The organism is Streptomyces venezuelae, from assembly GCF_008642315.1.
In the GTDB taxonomy this organism is placed as follows: domain Bacteria; phylum Actinomycetota; class Actinomycetes; order Streptomycetales; family Streptomycetaceae; genus Streptomyces; species Streptomyces venezuelae_D.
The window spans coordinates 6,566,779-6,590,510 of sequence record NZ_CP029192.1; the positions used below are offsets into that span (position 1 = coordinate 6,566,779).

Below are 23,732 nucleotides of genomic sequence, written 5' to 3' on the forward strand. Positions count from 1 at the left end.
CGCGACGCGCAGGCCGGTTGATTGACCGGGAGACACGGTGGACTAAAGTGACGCGAAGCGGGAGACGTGACCTGCTCCCTGCTGGACCGCACATCCCGGGGATTCCCTGAATCCCCCCACGTGCGCGGCGCGTACGTACGGCTCGGCCTCCTCCCGCTCCCGGTCGGCTGACGCCACTTCCCCGGCGCCAGCAGTCCATTCCCCTTCACGGAGCGGGTGGGGGCCCGGCGGTGCGTACGCACGCCGCGCCGGACCTGAGAGGGCCCCTTGAGCGACAACAGCCGACACGTCCCGGTGATGCTTCAGAGGTGCCTGGACATGCTGGCCCCCGCGCTCGCCGAGCCGGGCGCCGTCGTCGTCGACTGCACCCTGGGCCTCGGCGGCCACAGCGAGGCCCTCCTCGCCACCTTCCCCTCGGTCCGCCTCGTCGCCCTGGACCGCGACAAGGAGGCGCTGCGCCTGTCCGGCGAACGCCTCGCCCCCTACGGCGACCGGGCCACCCTGGTCCACGCGGTCTACGACGAACTCCCCGACGTGCTCGACCGCCTCGACATCCCGCGCGTCCAGGGCGTCCTCTTCGACCTCGGCGTCTCCTCCATGCAGCTCGACGAGGCGGACCGCGGCTTCGCGTACGCCCAGGACGCCCCCCTCGACATGCGCATGGACCAGACGACCGGCGTCAGCGCGGCCGAGGTGCTCAACACCTACGCGCCGGGCGAACTGGTGCGGATCCTGCGGGCGTACGGCGAGGAGAAGCAGGCCAAGCGCATCGTGAGCGCCGTCGTGCGCGAGCGCGAGAAGGAGCCGTTCAGCAACAGCGCACGGCTTGTCGAGCTCATCCGCGACTCCCTGCCGCAGGCCGCCAAGCGCACCGGCGGCAACCCCGCCAAGCGCACCTTCCAGGCCCTGCGCATCGAGGTCAACGGCGAGCTGAGCGTCCTGGAGCGGGCCGTCCCCGCGGCCGTGAAGTCGCTCGCCGTCGGCGGCAGGATCGCCGTCCTCTCGTACCACTCGCTGGAGGACCGCCTCGTCAAGCAGGTGTTCGCGGCCGGCGCCGCCACGACCGCGCCGCCCGGCCTGCCCGTCGTCCCCGAGCGCTACCAGCCGCGGCTCAAGCTCCTGACCCGAGGTGCCGAACTCCCCACCGAGGAGGAGGTCGCCGAGAACCGCAGGGCGGCGCCGGCCCGGCTGCGGGGCGCCCAGCGCATCCGCGAAGACGTCGGATAGCCCTGCTCCGCGCAGAACCCGCTGATCTTCAGGCCGCGAGGAGGCTCCATGAGCAAGAAGCCCGAGCTGCGGGGGAGGGCCGCCCGCCTCGCGCGGCTGCTGCCCCAGGGCCCGAGCCAGGCCGCACGGACTCCCTTCGTGCTCCTCGTCGTCCTGCTCCTCGGCGGCGGCCTGATCGCGCTGCTCATCCTGAACTCCTCCCTCAACGAGGGCTCGTTCCAGCTGAGCGAGCTGAAGAAGGAGACCAAGGACCTCACCGAGGAGGAGCAGGAGCTCCAGCGGGAGGTCGACGGCTATGCCGCCCCCGACGCCCTGCAGCGCCGCGCCCAGGAGCTCGGCATGGTCCCCGGCGGCGACCCGGCCTTCCTGAACCCCGACGGCACCGTGCGCGGCGTCCCCGGCACCGCGGCCCGCCCCTCCTCGCTGTCGTACCCCGCGCCCCGCCCGCAGGAGGTCGCGTCCCCCGCCGCCTCCGTCTCCGTCCCGGTCACGCCCCCGGCGTCACCCGCGGCCCCGGACCCGGCCCTCTCGTCCTCCGCCGCACCGCCGCCCGAGCAGCCCGCCCAGACGCCCGCGCAGCCCGCCGAGACGCCTGCTGCCCAGGCCCCCACGACTCCCCGGCCCACGACGACCTCCGGCAGGTGACGCAAGTGTCCGACAGGGAACCCCCGCGGCGCCGGGTGCCAGGACCCGCGAGGCCCGTCAGGCCCGCACGGTCCGGCGCGCCGCGCCGACCGGCACCGGGCGGCCGCCCCGCCGCCCGCCGCCCCGCGGCCAAGGGAAGGACCAAGGCCCGCACCATCCGCCTGGGCAGCCCCCGGCCGCGCCTGCGCATGGTCAGCCTCGGCCTCACGCTGGTGATGCTGGCCTTCGTCGTACGGCTCCTTCAGGTGCAGGCCGTCGACGCGAGCGCGTACGCCGCCAAGGCCGAGAAGAACCGCTACTTCACCCACACCCTCGCCGCCGAGCGCGGGCGCATCACCGACCGCGGCGGCGTCGAGATGGCCGCCAGCGTCGACGCGTACGACATCACGGCGGACCCCACCCTCTTCACGCCGAAGGAGGCCAAGACCAAGGACGCGCCCGAACAGGCGGCCGCGCTCCTGGCCCCCATCCTCGGCAAGGACACCGCCGAGCTCACCAAGAAGCTCAAGACCCCCGACACCCGCTACGTCCTGCTCGCCCGCCGCCAGACCCCGCAGGTGTGGAAGCAGATCAAGGACCTGCGCGGCGCGCTCGCCGAGCGGGCGGGCGCCGACCCGGCCTCCCCGAACGTGCTGGCCGGCGTCCTGGCCGACCCGAGCAGCAAGCGGGTCTACCCGAACGACGAGCTGGGCGCCGGGATACTGGGCTGGGTCAACTCCGACGGCAAGGGCGCGGGCGGCCTGGAGGCGCAGCTCGACAAGCAGCTGGCGGGCGAGGACGGCAAGATCCGCTACGCCCAGTCCGGCGGCCGCCGGGTGCCGACCGCGGGCTCCACGGAGACGCCCGCCGTGCCCGGCTCCGACGTCGAGCTCACCATCGACCGCGACATCCAGTGGGCCGCGCAGAACGCGATCAGCGAGCAGGTCAAGAAGTCCAGGGCCGACCGTGGCTACGTGATAGTGCAGGACACCCGGACCGGCGAGGTCCTGGCCATGGCCAACGCCCCCGGCTTCGACCCGAACGACCTCTCGCAGGCCAACGGCGCGGCCCTCGGCAACGCCGCGCTCCAGGACGCCTTCGAGCCCGGCTCCACCGCCAAGGTCATGTCGATGGCCGCCGTCCTTGAGGAGGAGGCGGCGACGCCCGGTACGCGCGTGACGGTGCCCAACCGGCTGCACCGCGGCGACCGCCTCTTCCAGGACGACATCGACCACCCCACCTGGCACCTGACGCTCAACGGCGTCCTCGCCAAGTCGTCCAACATCGGCACGATCCTCGCCACCGGGGAACTGGGCAAGACGCAGAAGGACGTCAACAAGGTCCTCTACAAGTACCTGCGCGAGTTCGGCCTCGGCAAGGAGTCCGGGCTCGACTTCCCCGGCGAGACGTCCGGCATCCTCGCGCGCCCCGCCAAGTGGTCCACCTCGCAGCAGTTCACGATCCCCTTCGGCCAGGGCTTCTCCCTCAACGCCATGCAGGCCGCCTCCGTCTACTCGACCATCGCCAACGGGGGCGTACGCATCGAACCCACCCTGGTGCGCGGCACGAAGGGCGCGGACGGCCGCTTCACGCCGGCGCCCAAGCCGAAGAAGAACCGGGTCGTCAGTGAGAAGACCGCGAAGACCGTGGCGCAGATGCTGGAGTCCGTCGTCGACGACGAGGAGGGGACCGGCACCAAGGCCCGCATCCCCGGCTACCGCGTCGCGGGCAAGACCGGTACGGCCAACCGGGTCGATCCCGAGACCGGCCGCTACAAGGGCTACACGTCGTCGTTCGCCGGCTTCGCCCCCGCCGACAAGCCGCGCGTGACGGTCTATTGCGCGATCCAGAACGCCACCAAGGGCAGCTACTTCGGCGGCCAGATCTGCGGTCCCATCTACAAGGAGGTCATGGAGTTCGCCCTCAAGACGCTCCAAGTCCCGCCCACCGGAACCGGCCCGGCCCGTCTGCCGGTGACCTTCAAGCCCTGAGACCGACCAGGAACCACCCGTGACAACGATCACCCCCGACCCGGGGAACCGCCCCCCGGCACGCCCCTCACTTCGCTCCGAGAGGGGTACGCCCGGTACGCTCACCGCCGTGCCACACGCTGATCAGTCCCAAACCACCCAGAAGGGCGCTCCCGTGACCTATCCGGGACCGCCGCGGCCGGACCGGGTCTCGCCGACCTCGCTGACCGACCTCGCCGGCCGGCTGGGCGTCGCCGACCCGGGCAGCGCGCAGATCACGGGCATCACGCACGATTCGCGCGCCGTCCGCCCGGGCGACATCTACGCCGCGCTGCCCGGCGCCCGCATGCACGGCGCCGACTTCGTCGCGCAGGCCGCCGACCTCGGCGCCGCCGCGGTGCTCACCGACCCGACGGGTGCCGAGCGCGCGGCCGCCACCGGCCTGCCGGTCCTGGTCGTCGACGACCCGCGCGCCGTCATGGGCGAGCTCGCCGCGACGGTCTACGGCCACCCAGGACGCGACCTCCTGCAGATCGGCATCACCGGCACGTCCGGCAAGACCACGACCGCGTACCTCATCGAGGGCGGTCTCAAGGGCGTGCGCTCGACGGGGCTCATCGGCACGGTCGAGATGCGCATCGGCGACGAGCGCATCAAGTCGGAGCGGACGACCCCCGAAGCCACCGACCTCCAGGCGCTGTTCGCGGTGATGCGCGAACGCGGCGTCGAGGCGGTCGCCATGGAGGTCTCCAGCCACGCGCTGGTGCTCGGCCGGGTGGACGGCTGCGTCTTCGACGTCGCCGTCTTCAACAACCTCAGCCCGGAGCACATGGAGTTCCACTCCGGCATGGAGGACTACTTCCAGGCCAAGGCGCAGCTGTTCACCAAGCTGCGCTCCCGGGTCGGCGTGGTCAACTTCGACGACGAGTACGGGCGCAGGCTCATCACCGAGTCGGAGGTGCCCGTCACCACCTTCTCCGCCGAGGGCCACCCCGACGCCGACTGGCGTGCCGAGGACGTCGAGGTCGGGCCGCTCGACTCGACGTTCGTCGCCGTCGGACCCAAGGGCGAGCGGATCAACGCCAAGTCGCCGCTCGCGGGCCCCTTCAACGTCGCCAACACCCTCGCCGCGATCGTCTCGCTGGCCGTCGCGGGGATCGACCCCCAGCAGGCCGCCGACGGCGTCGCCGCGGTGCCCGGCGTGCCCGGCCGCCTGGAGCGCATCGACGCGGGCCAGCCCTACCTCGCCGTCGTCGACTACGCGCACAAGACGGACGCCGTCGAATCGGTCCTGCGCGCGCTGCGCAAGGTCACCGAGGGCAAGCTGCACATCGTGCTCGGCTGCGGCGGCGACCGCGACAAGACCAAGCGGATGCCGATGGGCGCGGCCGCGGCCCGCCTCGCCGACACCGCCGTACTGACATCGGACAACCCGCGTGGCGAGGACCCCCTCGCGATCCTCGCCACGATGCTCGCCGGCGCCGCCGACGTGCCGGCCCACGAGCGCGGCGACGTCGCCGTCTTCGAGGACCGGGCCGCCGCCATCCGCGCCGCCGTCCGCCGTGCGCAGCCGGGCGACACCGTCCTGGTCGCGGGCAAGGGCCACGAGCAGGGACAGGACATCGCCGGGGTGGTGCGTCCCTTCGACGACCGCCAGGTGCTTCGCGAAGCTATCCAGCAAACCCAGGGATGAAGTTGTGATCGCCCTCTCCCTCGCCGAGATCGCAGACGTCGTCGGCGGGCAGACGTACGACATACCGGATCCGGCCGTCCAGGTCACCGGGCCCGTCGTCCGGGACTCCCGTGAGGTGGAGCCCGGCAGCCTCTTCGTCGCCTTCGTCGGCGAGCGCGTCGACGGCCACGACTACGCGGCCGACGTGGTCGCCGCGGGCGCCGTCGCCGTGCTCGCGTCGCGCCCCGTCGGCGTGCCCGCCGTCGTCGTCGACGACGTGCAGGCGGCCATCGGAGCCCTCGCGCGCCACGTCGTGGAGCGGCTCGGCGCCGTCACGGTGGCGCTGACGGGCTCGGTCGGCAAGACCAGCTCCAAGGACCTCCTCGCGCAGGTGCTCCAGCGCAAGGCGCCCACGGTCTACACCCCCGGCTCGTTCAACAACGAGATCGGCCTCCCGCTGACCGCGCTCAGCGCCACCGACGAGACGCGCTTCCTCATCCTGGAGATGGGAGCGCGCGGAATCGGCCACATCCGGTACCTCACCGGACTCACCCCGCCGAAGATCGGGCTCGTCCTGAACGTCGGCACCGCCCACATCGGCGAGTTCGGCGGCCGCGAGCAGATCGCGGTCGCGAAGGGTGAGCTGGTGGAGTCGCTGCCCGCGGACGGGGCCGCGATCCTCAACGCCGACGACCCGCTCGTCCGCGCCATGGCTTCCCGCACGAAGGCCCGCGTCCTCCTCTTCGGGGAGTCCGACGACGCCGACGTACGGGCGGAAAATGTCCGGCTCACAGAGAACGGACAGCCTGCTTTTACGCTGCACACACCCTCCGGGTGCAGCGACGTGACCTTGCGGCTGTACGGTGAGCACCACGTGTCGAACGCGCTTGCCGCGGCCGCCGTCGCCCATGAGCTGGGCATGTCCGTGGACGAGATCGCCCTCGCGCTCTCCGAGGCGGGCACGCTGTCCCGCTGGCGGATGGAGGTCACCGAGCGCCCCGACGGCGTGACGGTCGTCAACGACGCCTACAACGCGAACCCCGAGTCCATGCGAGCCGCCCTGCGCGCGCTCGTGGCCATGGGCAAAGCCTCACAGGCAAAGGGGGGCCGTACGTGGGCGGTGCTCGGCCACATGGCCGAGCTCGGGGACGAGGGGCTCGCCGAGCACGACGCGGTCGGACGCCTTGCCGTCCGGCTCAACGTGAGCAAGCTCGTGGCAGTCGGGGGCAGGGAAGCGTCCTGGCTCCAACTGGGCGCATACAACGAGGGTTCGTGGGGTGAGGAGTCGGTGCACGTGTCCGACGCACAGGCGGCGATCGACCTGCTGCGCAGCGAGCTGCGCGCGGGAGACGTCGTACTGGTGAAGGCGTCCAGATCGGTCGGTCTCGAGAAGGTCGCCACGGCGCTTCTCGACGACGCCGCGGTGTCTTCTGAGGGGCAGGTCTCCGGCCGATGAGGCAGATCCTCTTCGCGGGTGTGATCGGGCTCTTCCTGACCCTGGTCGGTACCCCGCTGCTGATCAAGCTCCTGGCCCGCAAGGGCTACGGCCAGTTCATCCGGGACGACGGCCCGCGCGAGCACCACAGCAAGCGCGGTACGCCGACCATGGGTGGTATCGCCTTCATCCTGGCCACGCTCATCGCGTACTTCCTCACGAAGGTCATCACCGGCACGGAGACGACGCTCTCCGGGCTGCTGGTGCTCTTCCTGATGGCGGGCATGGGCCTCGTCGGCTTCCTCGACGACTACATCAAGATCGTCAAGCAGCGCTCGCTCGGTCTGCGAGCCAAGGCGAAGATGGCCGGTCAGCTGATCGTCGGCATCGGCTTCGCCGTGCTCGCGCTGAACTGGCCGGACAACCGCAACCAGACCCCGGCCTCCACCAAGCTGTCGTTCGTCACGGACTTCGGCTGGTCGATCGGGCCGGTCCTGTTCGTGGTCTGGGCGCTGTTCATGATCCTCGCGATGTCGAACGGCGTGAACCTCACCGACGGTCTGGACGGCCTCGCCACCGGCGCCTCCGTGATGGTCTTCGGCGCCTACACCTTCATCGGCGTCTGGCAGTACCAGGAGTCCTGCGCCAACGCGGTCACCCTGACCAACCCCCAGGCGTGCTTCGAGGTGAGAGACCCGCTCGACCTCGCGGTGGTCGCCTCCGCGCTCATGGGCGCCTGCTTCGGCTTCCTGTGGTGGAACACCTCGCCCGCCAAGATCTTCATGGGTGACACCGGATCGCTGGCCCTCGGCGGCGCGCTCGCAGGACTCGCGATCTGCTCCCGCACGGAGCTGCTCCTCGCGCTCCTCGGCGGCCTCTTCGTGATGATCACCATGTCGGTCGTCATCCAGGTCGGCTCGTTCAAGCTGACCGGCAAGCGCGTCTTCCGGATGGCGCCGCTCCAGCACCACTTCGAACTCAAGGGGTGGTCCGAGGTCCTTGTGGTGGTCCGCTTCTGGATCATCCAGGGCATGTGCGTGATCGTCGGCCTCGGACTCTTCTACGCGGGATGGGCAGCCGAAAAGTGACCACTGTGTCCGAGTGGCAGGGCAAGAACATCACCGTCGCCGGTCTCGGCGTGAGCGGCATCAGCGCCGCCCGCGCCCTGGCCGGCCTCGGCGCGAGCGTCACCGTCGTGGACGGCGGCTCCTCAGAGGCGCACCGGGAGCGTGCCGCCTCTCTGGAGGACGAGGGCATCTCCGTACGGCTGGGGGACGCGCAGACGCTGCCCGCGGGCACCGACCTCGTGGTCACCTCGCCCGGCTGGAAGCCCACCTCGCCGCTGTTCGCGGCGGCCGCGGAAGCGGGCGTGGACGTCGTCGGCGACGTCGAGATCGCCTGGCGCCTGCGCGGCCCCGACGCGGCACCCTGGCTCGCCATCACGGGCACCAACGGCAAGACCACGACCACGCAGATGCTCGCCTCGATCCTGACGGCGGGCGGCCTGCGCACGGCGGCCGTCGGCAACATCGGCACCCCGATCGTGGACGTGATCCTGGAGGGCGACGACGCGTACGACGTGCTCGCCGTCGAGCTCTCCTCGTACCAGCTGCACTGGGCGCCCTCGGTGCGCGCCCACTCCGCGACGGTCCTCAACCTCGCGCCGGACCACCTGGACTGGCACGGCTCCATGGAGGCGTACAGCGCCGACAAGGGGCGGATCTACGAGGGCAACACGATCGCCTGCGTCTACAACGTCGCCGACAAGGCGACCGAGGACCTGGTCCGTGAGGCCGACGTCGAAGAGGGCTGCCGCGCCATCGGTTTCACGCTGAACGCGCCCGCGCCCTCGCAACTGGGCGTCGTGGACGGCATCCTGGTCGACCGTGCCTTCGTGCCGGACCGCCAGAAGCAGGCCCAGGAGCTCGCCGAGATCTCCGACGTCCAGCCGCCCGCGCCGCACAACATCGCCAACGCGCTGGCCGCGGCGGCCCTCGCCCGCGCCTTCGGCGTGCAGGCGACGGCCGTCCGCGACGGTCTGCGGGCCTTCCGCCCGGACGCCCACCGCATCGAACACGTCGCCGACGTCGAGGGCGTCGCGTACGTCGACGACTCCAAGGCCACCAACACCCACGCCGCCGAGGCGTCGTTGGCGGCGTACGAGTCGATCGTGTGGATCGCGGGCGGCCTCGCCAAGGGCGCCACCTTCGACGAACTCGTCAAGAACGCGGCGAAGCGGCTGCGCGGCGCCGTCCTCATCGGCGCCGACCGCGAGCTGATCCGGGAAGCCCTCGCGCGACACGCGCCCGAGGTCCCGGTCGTCGACCTCGACTGGACCGACACTGGTGCGATGTCCGAAGCGGTACGCCGGGCGGCGGATCTTGCCCAGCCGGGGGACACCGTGCTGATGGCTCCGGCCTGTGCGTCGATGGACATGTTCACCAACTACAACAAGCGTGGTGAAGCGTTCGCGGACGCCGTCCGCGAGCTCGGCTCCACGAGCGCCTGACCGGGCTTTCCGCCCGGCGGGGCGCCGGGCACACCCTTGGGAGGGGAACGTGGCCAGGTCATCCGTGCGGGTCGCCAGACGACCGGCTCCGGTACGCGCCAGAGGAGCCTCCCAGCCTCCGGGCGAGAGCGGGCCCAGGCGGCTCCTCAACAGGGCCCGCAAGGCCTGGGACAGGCCGCTCACCGCGTACTACCTGATTTTCGGCAGCAGCCTGCTCATCACCGTGCTCGGCCTGGTGATGGTCTACTCGGCCTCGATGATCCAGGCGCTGCAGCTGAACCTGCCCGCCTCGTACTTCTTCCGCAAGCAGTTCGTGGCGGCCGTGCTCGGCACCATCCTGCTCCTGGTCGCCATGCGGATGCCGATCAAGCTGCACCGCGCGCTCGCCTACCCGATCCTCGCGGTGACCGTCTTCCTGATGGCCCTCGTGCAGATCCCGGGGATAGGGCGCAGCGTCAACGGCAACCAGAACTGGATCTACCTGGGCGGCCCGTTCCAGCTCCAGCCCAGCGAGTTCGGCAAGCTCGCCCTGGTCCTGTGGGGCGCCGACCTGCTCGCGCGCAAGCACGACAAGCGGCTCCTGGCCCAGTGGAAGCACATGCTGGTGCCGCTCGTCCCGGTCGCCTTCATGCTGCTCGGACTCATCATGCTCGGCGGCGACATGGGCACGGCGATCATCCTCACCGCGATCCTCTTCGGGCTGCTCTGGCTGGCCGGAGCGCCCACCCGGCTCTTCGCGGGGGTGCTCAGCATCGCGGCGCTCCTCGGTGTGATCCTCATCAAGACCAGCCCCAACCGCATGGCCAGGCTCGCCTGCATCGGCGCGACGGATCCGGGCCCCGGCGACCAGTGCTGGCAGGCCGTGCACGGCATCTACGCCCTGGCCTCCGGCGGATTCTTCGGTTCCGGACTCGGCGCGAGTGTGGAAAAATGGGGTCAACTGCCTGAACCGCACACCGACTTCATCTTCGCCATCACCGGGGAGGAACTCGGCCTGGCAGGGACACTGTCGGTGCTCGCCCTGTTCGCGGCTCTAGGCTATGCGGGTATCCGCGTGGCCGGACGCACGGAGGACCCCTTCGTACGGTATGCCGCGGGAGGCGTGACCACCTGGATCACGGCGCAGGCCGTGATCAACGTCGGTGCGGTGCTCGGTCTGCTGCCGATCGCCGGTGTCCCGCTCCCGCTGTTCTCCTACGGGGGTTCGGCCCTGCTGCCGACCATGTTCGCCATCGGACTCCTCATCGCCTTCGCGCGATCGGACCCGGCGGCGAAGGCGGCCCTGGCCATGCGGCAACCTCGGGTGAGATGGAACACGATGCGACGGCGCGTCAAGGCGCGTTCGTCCGGAGAGCGGTGAATTTCGGTGCATGTCGTACTCGCCGGTGGGGGGACCGCCGGCCACATCGAGCCCGCGCTCGCCCTCGCGGACGCCCTGCGGAGGCAGGACCCGACCGTGGGCATCACGGCCCTGGGCACGGAGCGTGGACTCGAGACCCGGCTCGTACCCGAGCGGGGCTACGAACTCGCGCTGATCCCGGCCGTCCCGCTGCCGCGCAAGCCCACCCCTGAACTGATCACCGTCCCGGGGCGGCTGCGCGGCACCATCAAGGCGGCCGAGCAGATCCTGGAGCGCACCAAGGCGGACTGCGTCGTCGGCTTCGGCGGCTACGTGGCCCTGCCCGGCTACCTCGCGGCCAAGCGGACGGGGACGCCGATCGTCGTGCACGAGGCCAACGCGCGCCCCGGACTCGCCAACAAGATCGGTTCGCGGTACGCCTCCGGGGTGGCCGTCGCCACCCCCGACAGCAAGCTGCGCAACTCCCGCTACATCGGCATCCCGTTGCGGCACACCATCGCCACGCTGGACCGGGCCCGGGTCCGCCCCGAGGCGCGCGCCGCCTTCGGCCTCGACCCCAACCTGCCGACGCTGCTCGTCTCCGGCGGCTCGCAGGGCGCCCGGCGCCTCAACGAGGTCGTCCAGCAGGTCGCTCCGGTCCTGCAACGCGCGGGCATCCAGATCCTGCACGCGGTCGGTCCGAAGAACGAATTGCCGCAGGTGCAGCAGATGCCGGGGATGCCCCCCTACATCCCGGTACCGTACGTGGACAGGATGGACCTCGCGTACGCCGCTGCCGACATGATGCTCTGCCGCGCGGGCGCGATGACCGTGGCCGAACTCTCCGCCGTCGGGTTGCCCGCCGCCTACGTCCCGCTGCCGATCGGCAACGGCGAACAGCGGCTCAACGCCCAGCCGGTGGTGAAGGCCGGCGGCGGACTGCTGGTCGACGACGCGGAACTGACGCCCGAGTGGGTCCAGGGCAATGTGCTGCCCGTGCTCGCCGACCCGCACCGGCTGTACGAGATGTCCCGCGCGGCCTCGGAGTTCGGCCGCAGGGACGCCGACGAGCTGCTCGTCGGCATGGTGTACGAGGCGATTGCGTCACGCCGCAACGCGTGAGAAGGCAGGGGACCGTGGCCGGACCGACCACCGCCGAACGGCAGCAGAAGAAGTCCGGCCCGCCCCGCCCGCAGCGCATCCGCCGCCCCCGGCTGCCGCGTTCGCGCACTGTGATCATCGTTTCGGTGCTCGTCGTACTGCTCGGCGCCGGGGCGGTCTGGTTGCTCTACGGCTCGCAGTGGCTGCGTCTCGAGACCGTGAAGACGTCGGGAACGCGCGTCCTGACGCCCGAAGAAGTCCGCGAGGCGGCCGACGCCCCCGTCGGGACACCACTGATTTCGGTCGACACGGATGCGCTCGAAGGCCGGCTGCGCGCAAAATTGCCCCGAATTGACTCGGTTGACGTCGTCCGCTCCTGGCCGCACGGAATCGGGCTCAAAGTGACGGAGCGCAAGCCGGTTCTCCTCATCGAAAAGGGCGGAAAGTTCGTCGAAGTGGACGCCAAGGGAGTGCGATTCGCCACGGTCGGACGCGCGCCCGGCGGAGTTCCGAAGCTCGAATTGCGGGTGGACCGGGACGGCGCGGCGGCCAGCCTGCGCCGCTTCGGCACCGACCGGCTGCTCCGCGAGGCGGTGCGGGTCGCCGGTGACCTCCCCGAAGCGGTCGCCCGCGATACCCGGAACGTCAAGGTCCGTTCGTACGACTCCATCTCCCTGGAGTTGAAGGGCGGACGAACCGTCGACTGGGGCAGCGGCGAGAAGGGGCGTTCCAAGGCCACTACCCTCACCGCGCTCATGAAAGCGGCACCCAAGGCACGGCACTTCGACGTGAGCGTCCCCACCGCGCCCGCATCGTCCGGAAGTTGACGCATATCGCCGCAGGCCAGCACCCTGGTTCGGCAGCGCTATGGCTGATCACATAGGGTGAAAAGAAAAACGGGAGGTTCGGCGTGTTCGTTGAACGTGCGCCACTTGTCGACTTAGTGTCCTGTTCGGAAGAGTCCAAGGAACAGACACACTGGTAACCCTAAACTTCAGCGTTAGGGTTCGGGTCGGCGTTCGGACCGTCCCATTCGGCATCAGTCGCCGCATCGCATCGATGCGAAACGGCGACACGTAACTCGAGGCGAGAGGCCTTCGACGTGGCAGCACCGCAGAACTACCTCGCAGTCATCAAAGTCATCGGTGTCGGCGGCGGTGGTGTCAATGCCATCAACCGGATGATCGAGGTCGGTCTCAAGGGCGTCGAGTTCATCGCCATCAACACCGACGCGCAAGCCCTGTTGATGAGCGACGCCGACGTCAAGCTCGACGTGGGCCGTGAACTCACCCGCGGACTCGGCGCCGGCGCCAACCCGGCCGTCGGCCGCAAGGCCGCAGAGGACCACCGCGAGGAGATCGAGGAGGTCCTCAAGGGGGCCGACATGGTCTTCGTCACCGCCGGCGAAGGCGGCGGCACCGGCACCGGCGGCGCACCCGTCGTCGCCAACATCGCGCGCTCGCTCGGCGCCCTCACCATCGGCGTGGTCACCCGGCCCTTCACCTTCGAGGGCCGCCGCCGCGCCAACCAGGCCGAGGACGGCATCGCCGAGCTGCGCGAAGAGGTCGACACCCTCATCGTCATCCCCAACGACCGGCTCCTGTCCATCTCGGACCGCCAGGTCTCCGTCCTCGACGCCTTCAAGTCGGCGGACCAGGTCCTGCTCTCCGGTGTCCAGGGCATCACCGACCTCATCACCACGCCCGGCCTGATCAACCTCGACTTCGCCGACGTCAAGTCGGTCATGTCCGAGGCCGGTTCGGCGCTCATGGGCATCGGCTCGGCCCGCGGCGACGACCGCGCGGTGGCCGCGGCCGAGATGGCGATCTCCTCGCCGCTCCTGGAGGCGTCCATCGACGGCGCCCGCGGCGTGCTGCTCTCCATCTCCGGCGGCTCGGACCTCGGCCTCTTCGAGATCAACGAAGCGGCCCAGCTGGTCAGCGAGGCCGCGCACCCCGAGGCCAACATCATCTTCGGCGCCGTCATCGACGACGCGCTCGGCGACGAGGTCCGGGTCACCGTCATCGCGGCGGGCTTCGACGGCGGGCAGCCACCGTCCAAGCGCGACAACGTGCTCGGCTCGGCATCGTCCGGCCAGGCCAAGCGGGAAGAGCCCGCGACGCCCGCCCGGCCTGCCGAATCGTCCCGTCCGGCCTTCGGCGGACTCGGCTCCGTCACCCCGCGCGACGAGCCCGCCACCCCGGAGCCCGCGGAGGCGGCCCCGGTGAGCGAGACCCCGTCCGCGCCCTCGGCCCCGCCGCAGGTTCCGCCGGCCCGTCCCTACCAGGACAGCCAGGCCGAAGAGCTGGACGTGCCGGACTTCTTGAAGTGATAAGCAAGCACAGCACCGTGAGCGGCGCGCACTTCGCCTTCACCGACAGGTGGGGCGGGGTGAGCGCCGTTCCGTACGAAGAGCTCAACCTGGGCGGCGCGGTCGGCGACGACCCCGAGTCCGTGCGCACCAACCGCACGCTCGCCGCCAAGTCCCTGGACCTCGACCCGGTCCGCGTCGTCTGGATGAACCAGGTGCACGGCCGCGATGTCGCGGTGGTCGAGGAGCCCTGGGCTCCGGACGCCGAGATCCCGGCCGTCGACGCGGTGGTGACCACCCGCGCGGGCCTCGCCCTCGCGGTCCTCACCGCCGACTGCACGCCCGTTCTGCTCGCCGACCCGGTCGCCGGGGTGGCGGCCGCGGCCCACGCGGGCCGCCCCGGCATGCTGGCGGGCGTCGTTCCCGCCGCCGTCGAGGCCATGGTGCAGCTCGGCGCGGAGCCCGGTCGCATCGTCGCCCGCACCGGTCCCGCGGTCTGCGGGCGTTGTTACGAAGTGCCGGAGGCGATGCGCGCCGACGCCGCCGCGATCGAGCCCGCGGCGTACGCCGAGACGAGTTGGGGCACGCCCGCGGTCGACGTGACCGCCGGGGTGCACGCCCAGCTGGAGCGGCTCGGGGTGCGCGACCGGGAGCAGTCGCCGGTGTGCACCCTGGAATCCGGTGACCATTTCTCGTACCGCCGCGACCGGACCACCGGTCGTCTCGCGGGCTATGTCTGGCTGGACTGATACGGCATGACGGAGCGAAAGTCCCAACTGGCCGCGAACCTCGCGCAGGTCGAGGAGCGCATCGCCGCGGCGTGCGCCGCGGCCGGGCGCAAGCGGGAAGAAGTGACCCTGATCGTGGTCACGAAGACCTACCCCGCCAGCGATGTGCGGATCCTCTCCGAACTCGGCGTGCGGCACGTCGCGGAGAACCGCGACCAGGACGCGGCGCCGAAGGCCGCCGAGTGCGCGGATCTCCCTCTCACCTGGCACTTCGTCGGCCAGTTGCAGACCAATAAGGTCCGTTCCGTGGTCGGTTATGCCGATCTGGTGCAGTCCGTCGATCGTCCCAAACTCGTCACAGCTCTGTCGGCGGGCGCGGTGCGCGCGGAGCGCGAGCTCGGCTGTCTGATCCAGGTCGCGCTCGACGCGGAGGAGAACGGCCGGGGCGAGCGCGGGGGCATCGGGCCGGGCGGAATCGAAGAGTTGGCCGGTCTCGTGGCCGGTGCGCCGGGACTGCGGCTCGACGGTCTGATGACCGTCGCGCCGCTGACCGGACCGTACGCGGGCCGGCAACAGGCGGCGTTCGAGCGGTTGATGGAATTCTCAACCCTCATGCGCGCGGCTCATCCTGCTGCGAACATGGTGTCGGCAGGGATGAGTGCGGACCTCGAACAGGCTGTTGCGGCCGGGGCGACACATGTGCGCGTCGGAACGGCGGTACTCGGAGTCCGACCCGGGCTCGGGTAACGTCGCCAAGAAGTCGGACCACAGCAGAAAATATGGTCATTCTCGCTGTTGGGCGGGGATACCTAGTGGATCGCGAGCAGTTGGTGACGACAGCCGATCCACCACAGAGCGGAGGACTCAGAGCATGGCCGGCGCGATGCGCAAGATGGCGGTCTACCTCGGCCTCGTGGAGGACGATGGGTACGACGGTCCGGGGTTCGACCCCGATGACGAGTTCGAACCCGAGCCGGAGCCGGAGCGTGACCGCAGAAGGCACGAACCGTCGCATCAGTCGCACCAGTCCCACCAGTCACAAAGGGACGAATCGGTGCGAGTGGTGCAGCCGCCCGCCCCGCGCGAGCCGGCGGCCCATTCCGCTTCACCAGCCGCGGAATCCGGACGTCCGGCACGAATCGCCCCCGTGGCATCCATCACACCTGAACGCCAGAGCCTGGAGAAGAACGCACCGGTGATCATGCCCAAGGTCGTGTCCGAGCGGGAGCCCTACCGCATCACCACATTGCACCCCCGGACCTACAACGAGGCCCGTACCATCGGGGAACACTTCCGTGAAGGCACTCCGGTGATCATGAATCTGACGGAGATGGACGACACGGATGCGAAGCGACTTGTCGACTTTGCCGCCGGTCTGGTCTTCGGCCTGCATGGCAGCATTGAGCGAGTGACGCAGAAGGTGTTCCTGTTGTCGCCTGCTAACGTCGATGTAACGGCGGAGGACAAGGCTCGCATCGCAGAGGGCGGGTTCTTCAACCAGAGCTGAGACGCAGTGATGCAGTAGTTGCCGTAGACGCAGTACCGGAACGACGAAGTACGAGTAACAGGGGAGAGGGAACCGCGAACATGAGCGTGGTCGTGCAGGTGCTTTACATCGCGCTGATGTGCTTCCTCATCGTGCTGATCTTCCGGCTGGTCATGGACTACGTCTTCCAGTTCGCCCGCTCATGGCAACCCGGCAAGCCGATGGTGGTCGTTCTGGAGGCCACCTACACTGTCACTGATCCACCGCTCAAGCTCCTGCGGCGGTTCATTCCGCCGCTGCGTCTCGGGGGCGTGGCGCTCGACCTGTCCTTCTTCGTACTGATGATCATCGTCTACATCCTGATCCACATCGTGAGTCAGCTGTGATGAGTGCGATGTCTAATACGGTCTTGCCGAATGCCGACGACTACGTTGAGGTGAAGAGATGCCGTTGACCCCCGAGGACGTGCGGAACAAACAGTTCACGACCGTCCGCCTCCGAGAAGGCTATGACGAGGACGAGGTCGATGCCTTCCTCGATGAGGTCGAAGCCGAACTGACGCGGCTCCTCCGTGAGAACGAGGACCTGCGTGCCAAGCTCGCCGCGGCCACCCGTGCCGCCGCGCAGAACCAGCAGCAGGGCGGGATGCGCAAGGGCCCCGACGGCCCCGGCCCCCAGGACCAGCGCGGTCCCGGTGCCCCCGTGCCCGCCGCAATATCGGGTCCGCAGCCGGTCCCGCCGCAGCAGCAGATGGGTGGCCCCATGGGCGGCCCGCCGCAGCTGCCCGGTGGCGCTCCGCAGCTGCCCGCAGGCCCCAGTGGACACGGTCCGCAGGGCGGCCCGCAGGGTCCCGGCCCGATGGGTCAGGGTCCGATGGGTGGCCCCATGGGCGGTCCGATGGGCGGCCACGGCCCGCAGATGCCGCAGCCCGGTCAGGGCCCCGGTGGCGACAGCGCCGCCCGTGTGCTCTCCCTTGCGCAGCAGACCGCCGACCAGGCGATCGCGGAGGCCCGTTCCGAGGCCAACAAGATCGTCGGCGAGGCCCGTTCGCGCGCCGAGGGCCTCGAGCGTGACGCCCGCGCCAAGGCCGACGCCCTGGAGCGGGACGCGCAGGAGAAGCACCGCGTCGCGATGGGCTCCCTGGAGTCCGCTCGCGCCACGCTGGAGCGCAAGGTCGAGGACCTGCGCGGCTTCGAGCGCGAGTACCGCACGCGTCTGAAGTCGTACCTGGAGTCGCAGCTGCGTCAGCTGGAGACCCAGGCCGACGACTCGCTGGCCCCGCCGCGCACTCCGGCCACCGCCTCGCTGCCGCCGTCCCCGGCGCCGTCGATGGCTCCGGCCGGTGCGGGGGCCCCGTCCTACGGCGGCAACCAGTCGATGGGCGGCAACAACCAGCCCAACGGCGGCCCGTCCTACGGCGGCCAGCAGCAGATGTCTCCCGCGATGACGCAGCCGATGGCGCCGGTGCGGCCGCAGGGCCCCGCCCCGATGCAGCAGGCTCCGTCGCCGATGCGCGGCTTCCTCATCGACGAGGACGACAACTGACGGGCGTGAGCACGCCCTAGGCGTCGGCAGCGTTCAGGGCCGGGCCCCCAGATTCTCTGGGGGCCCGGCCCTTTTGTGTGCCTGCGCCTTGTGTGCCTGTGCCCGGGGCGGGGTGCGCGAAAGGCCCGGCCCCAGGGGGCCGGGCCTTCGGTTACGCCTGTCAGACCTTCCGGAGGCGGAAGGTCAGCTTCAGGGAGTCGTCCGTGAACGAGTCTCCGTAGCTGCTGTCCGCCTCGCCCTGGGCGAAGTCCGTCGCGAGGACCTCGTCCGCGATCAGCCCGGCGTGCTCGGCCAGGGCGGTGGAGACCGCCTCGTCCGCCGAGGTCCAGCGCAGGGCGATCCGGTCCGCCACGTCCAGGCCGCTGTTCTTGCGGGCCTCCTGGATCAGGCGGATCGCGTCACGGGCCAGGCCGGCCCGGCGCAGCTCGTCGGTGATCTCCAGGTCCAGGGCGACCGTGGCGCCGGACTCGGACGCCACCGACCAGCCCTCGCGGGGGGTCTCCGTGATGATGACCTCGTCCGGGGCCAGCGTCACCGTCTCGCCGTCGACCTCGACGGAGGCCGTGCCCTCGCGCAGGGCGAGGGACAGCGCGGCGGCGTCCGCCTCGGCGACGGCCTTGGCGACCGCCTGGACGCCCTTGCCGAACCGCTTGCCGAGTGCACGGAAGTTGGCCTTGGCCGTGGTGTCGACCAGTGAGCCGCCGACCTCGGAGAGCGACGCCAGCGAGGAGACGTTGAGCTCCTCGGTGATCTGGGTGTGCAGCTCCGGGTTGAGCGACTCGAAGCCCGTCGCCGCGATCAGCGCGCGGGACAGCGGCTGGCGGGTCTTGACGCCCGACTCCGCGCGCGTGGCGCGGCCGAGCTCGACGAGACGGCGTACGAGCACCATCTGCTGGGACAGGTCCGGGTCGATGGCGGAGAGGTCCGCCTCCGGCCAGGTGGACAGGTGCACCGACTCCGGGGCGCCGGGCGTCACGGGCACGATCAGGTCCTGCCAGACACGCTCCGTGATGAACGGCGTGAGCGGGGCCAGCAGGCGCGTGACCGTCTCGACGACCTCGTGGAGGGTGCGCAGGGCCGCCTTGTCGCCCTGCCAGAAGCGGCGGCGGGAGCGGCGGACGTACCAGTTCGAGAGGTTGTCGACGAAGACGGAGAGGAGCTTGCCCGCACGCTGGGTGTCGTAGCTCTCCATGGCCTGGGTGACCTGATCGGTCAGTGCGTGCAGCTCGCTGAGCAGCCAGCGGTCCAGGAGCGGGCGGTCGGCGGGCGCCGGGTCGGCGTCGCCGGGGGCCCACTTCGACGTACGGGCGTAGAGCGCCTGGAAGGCGACCGTGTTCCAGTACGTGAGGAGGGTCTTGCGGACGACTTCCTGGATGGTGCCGTGGCCGACGCGGCGGGCCGCCCAGGGGGAGCCGCCGGCCGCCATGAACCAGCGGACCGCGTCGGCGCCGTGCTGGTCCATGAGCGGGACCGGGTCCAGGGTGTTGCCCAGGTGCTTGGACATCTTGCGGCCGTCCTCGGCGAGGATGTGGCCGAGACAGACCACGTTCTCGTAGGACGACTTGTCGAAGACCAGGGTGCCGACGGCCATCAGCGTGTAGAACCAGCCACGGGTCTGGTCGATGGCCTCCGAGATGAACTGCGCGGGGTAGCGGCTCTCGAAGAGCTCCTTGTTCTTGTGCGGGTATCCCCACTGCGCGAACGGCATCGAGCCCGAGTCGTACCAGGCGTCGATGACCTCCGGCACGCGCGTGGCCGTCGCTCCGCAGCCCTCCTGCGGGCAGGCGAAGGTGACCGCGTCGATGAACGGGCGGTGCGGGTCCAGGTCCGACTGGTCGGTGCCCGTCAGCTCGGAGAGCTCGGCGCGGGAGCCGACGCAGGTGAGGTGGTCCTCCTCGCAGCGCCAGATGGGCAGCGGGGTGCCCCAGTAGCGGTTGCGGGAGAGCGCCCAGTCGACGTTGTTGGTCAGCCAGTCGCCGAAGCGGCCGTGCTTGACCGACTCCGGGAACCAGTTGGTCTTCTCGTTCTCCTGGAGGAGGCGGTCCTTGATGGCCGTGGTGCGGATGTACCAGGACGGCTGCGCGTAGTAGAGCAGGGCCGTGTGGCAGCGCCAGCAGTGCGGGTAGCTGTGCTCGTAGGCGATGTGCTTGAAGAGCAGACCGCGGTCGTCGAGGTCCTTGGTCAGGCTTTCGTCGGCCTTCTTGAAGAAGACACCGCCCACGAGCGGGATGTCCTCCTCGAAGGTGCCGTCCGGGCGGACCGGGTTGACGACCGGCAGGCCGTACGCACGGCAGACCTTGAGGTCGTCCTCACCGAAGGCGGGGGACTGGTGGACGAGACCGGTGCCGTCCTCCGTCGTCACGTACTCGGCGTTCACCACGTAATGCGCCGGAGCCGGGAACTCGACGAGGTCGAAGGGACGTTGGTAGTTCCAGCGCTCCATCTCGGCGCCGGTGAAGGTCTCGCCGGTGGTCTCCCATCCCTCGCCGAGGGCCTTCTCGACGAGCGGCTGGGCGACGACCAGCTTCTCCTCGCCGTCCGTCGCGACGACGTAGGTGACGTCGGGGTGCGCGGCGACGGCGGTGTTGGAGACGAGGGTCCACGGGGTCGTCGTCCAGACCAGCAGGGCGGCTTCGCCCGCGAGAGGTCCGGAGGTGAGGGGGAAACGGACGTAGACGGAAGGGTCGACGACCGTCTCGTAGCCCTGCGCAAGCTCGTGGTCCGAGAGGCCCGTGCCGCAGCGCGGGCACCACGGGGCGACGCGGTGGTCCTGGACGAGGAGGTCCTTGTCGAAGATCTCCTTCAGCGACCACCAGACCGATTCGACGTACTCGGGGTCCATCGTGCGGTACGCGTCGTCGAGGTCGACCCAGTACCCCATGCGGGTCGTGAGCTCGGCGAAGGCGTCGGTGTGCCGGGTCACGGACTCGCGGCACTTGGCGTTGAACTCGGCGATGCCGTACGCCTCGATGTCCTTCTTGCCGTTGAACCCGAGCTCCTTCTCGACCGCGAGCTCCACGGGCAGGCCGTGGCAGTCCCAGCCGGCCTTGCGGGCCACGTGGTAGCCCCGCATGGTGCGGAAGCGCGGGAAGACGTCCTTGAAGACGCGGGCCTCGATGTGGTGGGCGCCCGGCATGCCGTTGGCGGTGGGCGGGCCCTCGTAGAACACCCACTCGGGGCGGCCCTCGGACTGCTCGAGGCTCCGGGCGAAGATCTTCTGCTCGCGCCAGAAGTCGAGCACGGCGTGCTCGAGGGCGGGCAGGTCGACCTGGGCGGGCACCTGTCGGTACTGCGGCGTATTCAACGAGTCCTCCGGCGGATGTGTTGCCTTCCGTCGGAGGGACGAGAGCCGTGTGCGCCTGGTGCGGCGCGCTCCCGCGGTACCACCCTCCTTGGCCCTCCGGAACGGAATCCGCGCCGGTGAGCCCCCTCATTGGGGTCGCGATACCGGGTCTACTTGCCTCGGCTGGGATGCTCCGGCGTTCTTCCGGTGGCTCCGGGGTGATCTTCACGTCGCGCCGGCCCCCGGGCTCGCACCGTCCCCGGGTCGCTCATGGCTGCGTACGCCGCTACTCGTCCCCATCCACGCTTCTCGCTGCAGTCCAGTGTACGGCGCGCGAGGAGGCGACTCCGACCGGTTTTCCGGGGCCCCCGCGGCGGGCGGGGGAGGAGGCGGCGACTGACCCGAATGGCGACATGCGGGGCGAGCGGTTCCGGGCGTGTTCCGTCCTGCGGATTACCCGGCAGGGAGTTGGGCACAACGCATGCAGACTCGCCGCGCGGCACCCGTGGGGCGGGGGAATCGGGCGGCGTGCCCCGTTGCCGCGGGCCTGGAGTCGATTTATCGTCCCAGCACGATTCGCGAGCAAGATCACAATATGTGAAGGGGCCGCGGCCATGGTGGCGAAGAAGACCGCCGTACAGCAGTCGGCGTCCGGCAGATCCACAGGCGCGGCCGCGGGGAAGGCCCCGGCCGCCGGGGCGACCACGGGAGCGGGCGCCAGGACCTCGGCGCCGAAGACGGCGTCGGCCAAGGCGACGGCGTCGGAGGCGGCGCCGAGGACGGCGGCCAAGGCCACGGCGGCCAAGAGCACGGGCTCCAAGCGCACCTCGACCGGGGCCGCGGCCCCGGGCAGCACCGAAGCGGAGGGCACGTCGGCCGGGACCACGGCCACCAAGCGCACGTCGACCAGGACCACGGCGGCCAAGAGCAAGGCCACGGCGTCCAAGAGCGCGGCCACCGAGGGCGACGTCGCCGGGGCGGCCGAGAAGGCCGGTGGCAAGAAGACGGCAGCCAGGAAGACGGCAGCCAAGAAGGCCACGGGCAAGAAAGCCACTGCCGCGAAGACCGCCGGTGAGGCGGGCGACGCGAAGGCGGACGCTCCGGACGCCGGCAGCGGCGAGGACGCGCCCGCGGCGAAGGCGGCTGCCAAGAAGAGCACCGCGCGGAAGAGCGCGAGCACGGCCAAGAAGAGCACGGGCAAGAAGGCGGTCGCGTCCGCGGCCGAGGGTGCGGCTGAGGCCGCGGAGACGACGGGAGCCACGACGGTGGTTGCGAAGAAGACTCCGGGCACGGCGACAGCGGCGAAGCAGCCGACCGAGGTGCCCAAGGCGCGTGCCGCCGCGGCGGCACCCGGCGAGCTCGCGGTCCGGCCCGGGGAGGACCCCTGGACCCCGGCGGAGGTCGCCGAGGCCCGTACGGAGCTGCAGAGCGAGGTGCTGCGCCTGCGCAGCGAGATCGCGTCCTCCGAGGACGCCCTGGCGGGGCTGATGCGGGACTCCGGGGACGGGGCGGGCGACGACGACGCGGACACCGGCACGAAGAACATCACGCGGGAGCACGAGATGGCGCTGGCCGCCAACGCGCGCGAGATGCTCCTGCAGACCGAGCGCGCCCTGGAGCGCCTCGACGCGGGGACGTACGGACTCTGCGAGAACTGCGGCAACGCGATCGGCAAGGCCAGGATGCAGGCCTTCCCACGCGCGACGCTGTGCGTGGAGTGCAAGCAGAAGCAGGAACGCCGCTACTGAGCGCGGCCTGGGCGCCGGGGACCGTACGTGTGTGCCGTACTCTCGTCCCCAGTCAGGTACCTAGGTTGAGGGACTCACGTGGCAGAGGCGGAGCGCATCATCGGTACGCCGGACATCCCTGAGGCGGCCGGGGACGGGCCGGAGCAGTCCGGTCCGGACTCGGAGGAGACGGCGGCGGCCGAGCAGGACGGGCAGCGGCCCGGGAGCGAGCCCGACGGTGCGGCAGAGGCAGAGGCAGAGGCCGAGGCCGGGAGCGCCGGCAAGGGCAAGCGCAAGATCGCCGTGCTCTTCGCGGTGGCCGTCGTCGCGTACGCCCTCGACCTGATCAGCAAGATGATCGTGGTCGCCAAGCTGGAGCACCACGAGCCGATCGAGCTGGTCGGCGAGTGGCTCCGGCTCTCCGCGATCCGCAACGCGGGTGCCGCCTTCGGCTTCGGCGAGGCCTTCACCATCATCTTCACGTGCATCGCCGCGGCGGTCATCGTGGTGATCGCCCGGCTCGCCCGCAAGCTGTACAGCCTGCCGTGGGCGATCGCCCTGGGCCTGCTGCTCGGCGGCGCCCTGGGCAACCTCACCGACCGGCTCTTCCGCTCGCCCGGCGTCTTCGAGGGCGCGGTCGTCGACTTCATCGCACCGAAGGGCTTCGCGGTCTTCAACCTCGCGGACTCGGCGATCGTCTGCGGCGGCATCCTGATCGTGCTGCTCTCCTTCCGCGGCCTGGACCCGGACGGCACCGTCCACAAGGACTGAGGGC

The 23,732-nt window shown here is 70.6% G+C and carries 19 protein-coding genes; 18 read left to right on the forward strand and 1 reads right to left on the reverse strand.

Annotated features, from left to right (window positions below; all coding sequences use genetic code 11):
• Positions 1-267: 267 nt before the first annotated feature.
• From rsmH to DEJ48_RS28925, 16 genes are all read left to right on the forward strand, one after another.
• Positions 268-1,227, forward strand: coding sequence for a 16S rRNA (cytosine(1402)-N(4))-methyltransferase RsmH (rsmH, locus tag DEJ48_RS28845; protein WP_150219131.1), 960 nt, complete (start codon positions 268-270; stop codon positions 1,225-1,227).
• Between the two features lie 48 nt (positions 1,228-1,275).
• The gene (locus tag DEJ48_RS28850) at positions 1,276-1,872 is read left to right on the forward strand and encodes a septum formation initiator family protein (protein ID WP_150219132.1); all 597 of its coding nucleotides are present in this window, start codon (positions 1,276-1,278) and stop codon (positions 1,870-1,872) included.
• A gap of 5 nt (positions 1,873-1,877) precedes the next feature.
• Positions 1,878-3,842: a peptidoglycan D,D-transpeptidase FtsI family protein gene (locus DEJ48_RS28855; RefSeq protein WP_317850935.1), complete on the forward strand. Its 1,965-nt coding sequence runs from the start codon at positions 1,878-1,880 to the stop codon at positions 3,840-3,842.
• Positions 3,843-3,861: 19 nt separating this feature from the next.
• A complete protein-coding gene (locus tag DEJ48_RS28860) occupies positions 3,862-5,514 on the forward strand; it encodes a UDP-N-acetylmuramoyl-L-alanyl-D-glutamate--2,6-diaminopimelate ligase (RefSeq protein ID WP_150219134.1) in 1,653 nt (550 codons plus the stop codon).
• A gap of 4 nt (positions 5,515-5,518) precedes the next feature.
• Complete coding sequence (locus tag DEJ48_RS28865; RefSeq protein ID WP_150219135.1) at positions 5,519-6,949, forward strand: UDP-N-acetylmuramoyl-tripeptide--D-alanyl-D-alanine ligase; 1,431 nt, start codon at positions 5,519-5,521, stop codon at positions 6,947-6,949.
• Positions 6,946-8,016 carry a phospho-N-acetylmuramoyl-pentapeptide-transferase gene (mraY, locus tag DEJ48_RS28870; RefSeq protein WP_055565239.1) on the forward strand — a complete coding sequence of 357 codons (1,071 nt, stop codon included), beginning with the start codon at positions 6,946-6,948 and terminating at the stop codon, positions 8,014-8,016. Before DEJ48_RS28865 ends, mraY begins: the two co-directional genes overlap by 4 nt.
• 5 nt (positions 8,017-8,021) lie before the next feature.
• Positions 8,022-9,437, forward strand: coding sequence for a UDP-N-acetylmuramoyl-L-alanine--D-glutamate ligase (murD, locus tag DEJ48_RS28875; protein ID WP_411757549.1), 1,416 nt, complete (start codon positions 8,022-8,024; stop codon positions 9,435-9,437).
• Between the two features lie 64 nt (positions 9,438-9,501).
• Complete coding sequence (gene ftsW, locus DEJ48_RS28880; protein ID WP_411757550.1) at positions 9,502-10,797, forward strand: putative lipid II flippase FtsW; 1,296 nt, start codon at positions 9,502-9,504, stop codon at positions 10,795-10,797.
• Positions 10,798-10,803: 6 nt separating this feature from the next.
• Positions 10,804-11,898: an undecaprenyldiphospho-muramoylpentapeptide beta-N-acetylglucosaminyltransferase gene (gene murG / locus DEJ48_RS28885; protein ID WP_098241961.1), complete on the forward strand. Its 1,095-nt coding sequence runs from the start codon at positions 10,804-10,806 to the stop codon at positions 11,896-11,898.
• Between the two features lie 14 nt (positions 11,899-11,912).
• Positions 11,913-12,704 carry a cell division protein FtsQ/DivIB gene (locus DEJ48_RS28890; RefSeq protein WP_150219138.1) on the forward strand — a complete coding sequence of 264 codons (792 nt, stop codon included), beginning with the start codon at positions 11,913-11,915 and terminating at the stop codon, positions 12,702-12,704.
• A gap of 275 nt (positions 12,705-12,979) precedes the next feature.
• Positions 12,980-14,209, forward strand: a complete 1,230-nt coding sequence (gene ftsZ, locus DEJ48_RS28900; protein WP_150219140.1) for a cell division protein FtsZ — start codon at positions 12,980-12,982, stop codon at positions 14,207-14,209.
• 17 nt (positions 14,210-14,226) lie between these two features.
• On the forward strand, positions 14,227-14,937 hold the full coding sequence (gene pgeF, locus DEJ48_RS28905; RefSeq protein ID WP_190537658.1) for a peptidoglycan editing factor PgeF: 711 nt from the start codon (positions 14,227-14,229) through the stop codon (positions 14,935-14,937).
• A gap of 6 nt (positions 14,938-14,943) precedes the next feature.
• A complete protein-coding gene (locus DEJ48_RS28910; protein ID WP_150219142.1) occupies positions 14,944-15,663 on the forward strand; it encodes a YggS family pyridoxal phosphate-dependent enzyme in 720 nt (239 codons plus the stop codon).
• Between the two features lie 124 nt (positions 15,664-15,787).
• Positions 15,788-16,423 carry a cell division protein SepF gene (locus tag DEJ48_RS28915; protein WP_150219143.1) on the forward strand — a complete coding sequence of 212 codons (636 nt, stop codon included), beginning with the start codon at positions 15,788-15,790 and terminating at the stop codon, positions 16,421-16,423.
• 80 nt (positions 16,424-16,503) lie between these two features.
• Complete coding sequence (locus tag DEJ48_RS28920; protein ID WP_150166801.1) at positions 16,504-16,788, forward strand: YggT family protein; 285 nt, start codon at positions 16,504-16,506, stop codon at positions 16,786-16,788.
• A gap of 58 nt (positions 16,789-16,846) precedes the next feature.
• On the forward strand, positions 16,847-17,947 hold the full coding sequence (locus DEJ48_RS28925) for a DivIVA domain-containing protein (protein ID WP_190537660.1): 1,101 nt from the start codon (positions 16,847-16,849) through the stop codon (positions 17,945-17,947).
• A gap of 160 nt (positions 17,948-18,107) precedes the next feature.
• On the opposite strand, the gene ileS is transcribed toward DEJ48_RS28925, so the two are convergent.
• A complete protein-coding gene (gene ileS, locus DEJ48_RS28930; RefSeq protein ID WP_150219144.1) occupies positions 18,108-21,251 on the reverse strand; it encodes an isoleucine--tRNA ligase in 3,144 nt (1,047 codons plus the stop codon).
• A gap of 593 nt (positions 21,252-21,844) precedes the next feature.
• Between ileS and DEJ48_RS28940 the strand changes: the two genes are divergently transcribed.
• Complete coding sequence (locus tag DEJ48_RS28940) at positions 21,845-22,978, forward strand: TraR/DksA family transcriptional regulator (RefSeq protein ID WP_150219145.1); 1,134 nt, start codon at positions 21,845-21,847, stop codon at positions 22,976-22,978.
• 78 nt (positions 22,979-23,056) lie between these two features.
• The gene (gene lspA, locus DEJ48_RS28945; RefSeq protein ID WP_150219146.1) at positions 23,057-23,728 is read left to right on the forward strand and encodes a signal peptidase II; all 672 of its coding nucleotides are present in this window, start codon (positions 23,057-23,059) and stop codon (positions 23,726-23,728) included.
• Positions 23,729-23,732: the final 4 nt, after the last annotated feature.